This is a genomic window from Rathayibacter sp. AY1D5 (genome assembly GCF_002932515.1).
Classification (GTDB): Bacteria; Actinomycetota; Actinomycetes; order Actinomycetales; family Microbacteriaceae; genus Rathayibacter.
This window is the reverse complement of record NZ_PSVU01000091.1, coordinates 1-4511: the sequence shown is the minus strand read 5'-3', so window position 1 is coordinate 4511 and position 4511 is coordinate 1. Positions and strand designations below refer to the sequence as shown.

The window sequence follows — 4511 nt, the reverse complement described above, 5'->3', positions numbered from 1 at the left end:
ACAGTCCCGCGGACGGGACGTAGCACTGCCGGGCGTGCTGGGCGCCACGTTAGCCGACGCATGTAGCGAGAGTCGATGCTCCGTCGCGGATCTCCCGTCGGCCGGGGCCGGCCCGGGAGCGAGCGCGGGCACCTCCGGCTGCCGACCGCGCCGCTCAGGATCCCGTCACGGCCCGGCCGGCGCGTCCCACCCCTCCTGCGGAGTCGCGCAGGTGCCGCGGAAGACGTACTGCGACGGCAGCTTCCGCTGGTGCGAGGACCAGTCGATCGCCGGCCGCCGCTGCTCCGGAGGCAGGTAGCCGAGCCGGTACACCGCCATCAGCTCCAGCTCGTCGGGCACGGCGAGCAGCGACTCGATCCGCGCCCACGCTCCCGGCACCTCCATCGGGAACGACACGAACTGGATCCCCATCCCCAGCTCGACCGTGCTCAGCCAGACGTTCTCCATCGCGGCGCCCATGCTGAACACCGAGTAGAAGGAGGAGAGCTCGCCCGGCCGGTACTCGGAGCGGTCGAGCATCACCCCGAGCAGCAGCGGCGATCCCGCGACGAGCCGGCGGTTCTCCTCGCCGAGCGTCTGCGGGACGCGGAGGGAGTTCATCAGGAACTGCCCGCGCTTCGTGAAGACCTGCTTCGTGAAGGGGCGGAGCGGAGCCGGCAGCTTGTCGAACAGCATCCCGTCGCGCCGCTGCTCCATCTCCTCGCTGCTGAAGCGGAAGTAGGGCTTGTAGCGCTCGAAGAACGTGCCGTTCGACATCGCGGTGGTCATGCTCTCGCCGCTGATCGCGGCGATCCGGTCGATCGTCTCGCGCTCCTCGACGAGCACGAACCGCCACGGCTGGCTGTTGAGCTGCGAGGGCGCCCGGCCGGCCACCTCCATCAGGAGCCGCTGGTGCTCCTCGGAGACGGGGTCGGGCAGGAACGCGCCGTTGGTGGTCTTCCGGCGCCGGACGACATCGAGGAACTCCATGCCTCGATCCTGCCCCGATCGATCGCGCAGAGGGGGGAGCGGCGGCGGCCCGGGGCGCGCGCGGTAGCATCGAGGGTCCTGTGCAGGCTCGAGGGAAGCGGTGGAACGGTGAAGACGAGGGTCATCTTCTACCTTCTCGGAGGTGTGTTCGTGCTCGGCGCGGGCATCAACTCGGTCGTGGGCAGCGGCTTCTCGGTGCCGAACCTGCTGACGATGCTCTGCGGCGCGCTGATCCTCGCGATCGCCGGCTGGCAGGCGCTGCGCTCGTACCGCTCCGACCCCGACCGCGACGTCGAGCCCCCGCGCTAGAAGCCGGGGCGCGTCAGCGCAGGGCTGACCCGGCCCTGAGACGCTGGAGCACTCCTCGGCGCCGCGCCGGCCGCCGCGTCCGCCCGAGAGCGGCGAGCACGAACGGAGCCGCCGCCAGCGCGATCGCCGGGTGCCGACGTCCGTGCGTCCCCGCGAAGGGGATCACCGCCAGCGGGACGGCGGCGGGAGCCAGCGCGGACGCGGCGCGGGTGTCCGACCGTCGCAGCGTCGCCCAGGCCAGAGCGGTGAGCGTCGACGTGCAGATGTAGAGCGCGTGATGGATCCAGTGCCAGCGGCCCGTGCGGAGAGCGCCGGTGGCGACGGCGGTGCCGAGGGCGCAGTTGGCGGAGTAGCTGACAGCGGCGGCGCCCAGCCAGAGCGGACCGGAAGCGCTCGCCCTCCGCCGCGTCCTCACACCTCGCCCCGCGCGAGCAGCAGCCGGTAGGGCGCCGCGCGCTCGACCCGCCACCCCTCGGGCGCCACAGCCCGCAGCTCGGCGGCGGTGAAGCTGCGCCGCACCGACAGCGACCCGTCGTAGTGGAGGAACGAGCCGGCCGCGATCGGTCGTGTGGCCAGCAGGTAGGCCGTGTAGGCCAGCCGCGAGCGCTCGATGTCGTTGTGGAGGGCGCGCGGGGCCAGGCGCTCGCTGTCGGCGAGCAGGTCGGCGAGCGACTCCGGCGACAGGTGGTGCAGCACGTGGTTGGAGGTCACCAGGTCGAAGTGCTCGCCCTCGGCGACCAGGTCGGCGCTGCTCGCGCGGCGGAACTCGACTCCGGGCGGCGCGGGCGTCGACGTGGCGAAGGCGGAGGCGCGCTCGTCCGGATCGACGGCGGTGATCGCCAGGCGGAGGCCGTCCTCGCGGGCCCAGCCGGCGAGGGAGCGGGCGACGTCGCCGCCTCCCGATCCGATGTCGAGCAGGCGGAACGGCTCGTCGGGCCGCAGGAGCGGACGCAGGCGCGAGCGGTAGAGGACGCGCCACCCCGAGACCAGCCGGTTCACGGTGCCGAAGCGGGCGTAGGTGGCGTCGAGCAGGGTCTGGTCGCAGTCCGGGTCGTCCATCAGCTCCTGCTCGGAGACCTCGCGGTGGCGCAGATCCGGCGCGAGAGGGGCGCGCGGAGTCACTCCCCGCCCCGCTTGGTGAGCAGCGCGAGCTCGACGGTGAGGCCGGGCCCGAACGCCATCGCGCCGATCCGCTCGCCGTCGGCCGCCTCGCCGTGCAGCAGGCGCCGCAGGATGAAGAGGACGGTCGCGCTCGACATGTTGCCGTTGGTCCGCAGCACCTCGCGCGACGGGGCCAGCTGCTCGTCGCTGAGGGCGAGCGAGGCCTGCACCTTGTCGAGGATGCTGCGGCCGCCGGGGTGGATCGCCCAGCGCCGCACGTCGCTCCGCTCGACCTCGGCGCCGGCCAGCAGCGGGGCGACGGCCGCCTCGATGTTCGCTCCGATGATCGAGGGCACGTAGGTGCTCAGCCGCATCGAGAAGCCGTGGTCGCCGATCGTCCACGCCATCTCGGTCTCGCCCTCGTCGGTGAGCGTCGTGGCGAGCGCGTCGAGCTCGAGCACCGGGGTGCCGGGCGCGGCCTCGCGGGCGGTGACGACGGCCGCCGCTCCGCCGTCGGCGAAGACGGAGGTCGCGACGATCTGCTCCGGGTCGTTGGAGCTGGTGAGGTGGATGGTGCACAGCTCGACCGCGACGACGAGGACGACCGCCTCCGGGTCGGCCTCGCAGAACTGGCGGGCGGCGCGCAGGCCGGGGAAGGCGCCGTAGCAGCCCATGAAGCCGAGGTGGAAGCGCTGCGTCGAGGGCGCGAGGCCGAGGCGGCGGACCAGCTGGTAGTCGGGCCCCGGGGCGTAGAAGCCGGTGCAGGAGACCGTCACCACGTGGGTGACGTCCTCGGGGGTCATCGACGCGGACGCGAGGGCGCGGCGGGCCGCCTCCGTGAAGAGCTCGGGAGCGCGCTCGGTGTAGACGGCGTTGCGCGCGGCCGTCCCCGGGTCGAGCACCAGGCCGCTCCCCGCGTCGTAGAAGACGCTCGCACCCTCCCGCTCGACCCGGTCGAGCTCGTCGACCACCGTGCTGCGGGTGTCGATCCCGGACGCGTCGAAGGCCGCGCCGATCAGGCGGGACCCGAGCCGGGTCATCGCGGGCTGGGACGCGAAGAGGTCGCGCACCTCGGACTGGCGCAGGACCGTGGTCGGCACCGCCGTCTCGATGCTGCGGATGTGGACACTCACCCGCAGGAACCTATCGCGGAATCCTGCGGGTGAGCGGTGCCCTGGAGCGTGATCAGAGGATCGGCTTCCCGCCGGTGACGGCGATCGTCGACCCGCTGATGTAGCTCGCCTCGTCGGAGGCGAGGAGGACGTAGGCGGGGGCCACCTCGGCCGGCTGCCCGGGGCGGCCCAGCGGGACCTGCTCGCCGAACTCGGCGACGGCCTCCTCCGGCATGGTCGAGGGGATCAGCGGCGTCCAGATCGGGCCGGGCGCGACCGAGTTGGCGCGGATGCCCTTCTCGCCGAGCGCCTGCGCGAGCGAGGCGGTGAGGCTGAGGATCGCCGACTTCGTGGCGGCGTAGGGAAGCAGCTGGTACGACGGCTGGTCGGACTGCACCGAGCTCGTCGCGATGATCGACGCGCCCTCCTTCAGGTGGGGCAGCGCCGACTTCACGAGGTGGAAGTAGGCGCTGATGTTCGTCGCGATCGTGCGGTCCCACTCCTCGTCCGGGATGTCGGTGACGCTCTCGCGGCTCATCTGGAAGGCGGCGTTGCTGACGAGCACCTCGAGGTGGCCGAAGCGCTCGACGGTCTCGGTGACGACGGCGCGGCAGTGCGACGGGTCCTGCAGGTCGCCGGGGAGGAGCAGCGCCTCGCGGCCGGCCTCCCGGACCCACTTGGCGGTGTCCTCGGCGTCGTCGTGCTCGTCGAGGTACGAGATCGCGACGTCGGCGCCCTCGCGCGCGAACGCGATCGCGACGGCCTTGCCGATGCCGCTGTCGCCGCCCGTGATGAGGGCGACCTTGCCGCTGAGGCGGCCGGTGCCGCGGTAGGTGGTCTCGCCGTGGTCGGCCTTCGGCGTCAGCTCGGCCTCGGTGCCGGGCGGTGTCTGCTCGGGGGATTCCGGAGTCATGACTCTCCCTCTCGTGTCGTCGGTCGGTGTCTCCATGCAAGCGGGCGGGCACGACCCAGCGGGACTTGAGCAGGAGCTCGGACTCGGTGCGGAGCAGGAGCGTCGCG

General features: G+C 72.8%; 6 protein-coding genes. 1 reads left to right on the top strand and 5 read right to left on the bottom strand.

The window, feature by feature from the left end; all coding sequences use genetic code 11:
* Positions 1 to 165 precede the first annotated feature (165 nt).
* The gene (locus C5C82_RS16730; RefSeq protein ID WP_104256039.1) at positions 166 to 969 is read right to left on the bottom strand and encodes a nitroreductase family protein; all 804 of its coding nucleotides are present in this window, start codon (positions 967 to 969) and stop codon (positions 166 to 168) included.
* Between the two features lie 108 nt (positions 970 to 1077).
* On the opposite strand from C5C82_RS16730, the gene C5C82_RS16725 reads away from it, so the two are divergent.
* Positions 1078 to 1278, top strand: a complete 201-nt coding sequence (locus tag C5C82_RS16725; RefSeq protein WP_104223776.1) for a hypothetical protein — start codon at positions 1078 to 1080, stop codon at positions 1276 to 1278.
* A 13-nt stretch (positions 1279 to 1291) separates the two neighbouring features.
* On the opposite strand, the gene C5C82_RS16720 is transcribed toward C5C82_RS16725, so the two are convergent.
* From C5C82_RS16720 to C5C82_RS16705, 4 genes are read right to left on the bottom strand one after another with little or no spacing between them, the layout of a single operon-like run.
* Positions 1292 to 1693, bottom strand: a complete 402-nt coding sequence (locus C5C82_RS16720; protein ID WP_104223775.1) for a hypothetical protein — start codon at positions 1691 to 1693, stop codon at positions 1292 to 1294.
* Positions 1690 to 2400, bottom strand: coding sequence for a class I SAM-dependent methyltransferase (locus C5C82_RS16715; protein WP_258062284.1), 711 nt, complete (start codon positions 2398 to 2400; stop codon positions 1690 to 1692). Before C5C82_RS16715 ends, C5C82_RS16720 begins: the two co-directional genes overlap by 4 nt.
* Positions 2397 to 3512 (bottom strand): type III polyketide synthase, encoded by a 1116-nt coding sequence (locus C5C82_RS16710; RefSeq protein ID WP_104355413.1) that lies wholly within the window; start codon positions 3510 to 3512, stop codon positions 2397 to 2399. The genes C5C82_RS16715 and C5C82_RS16710 overlap by 4 nt, the downstream gene beginning before the upstream one ends.
* Before the next feature lie 52 nt (positions 3513 to 3564).
* Positions 3565 to 4404 carry an SDR family oxidoreductase gene (locus C5C82_RS16705; protein WP_104355412.1) on the bottom strand — a complete coding sequence of 280 codons (840 nt, stop codon included), beginning with the start codon at positions 4402 to 4404 and terminating at the stop codon, positions 3565 to 3567.
* Between the last annotated feature and the right edge of the window lie 107 nt (positions 4405 to 4511).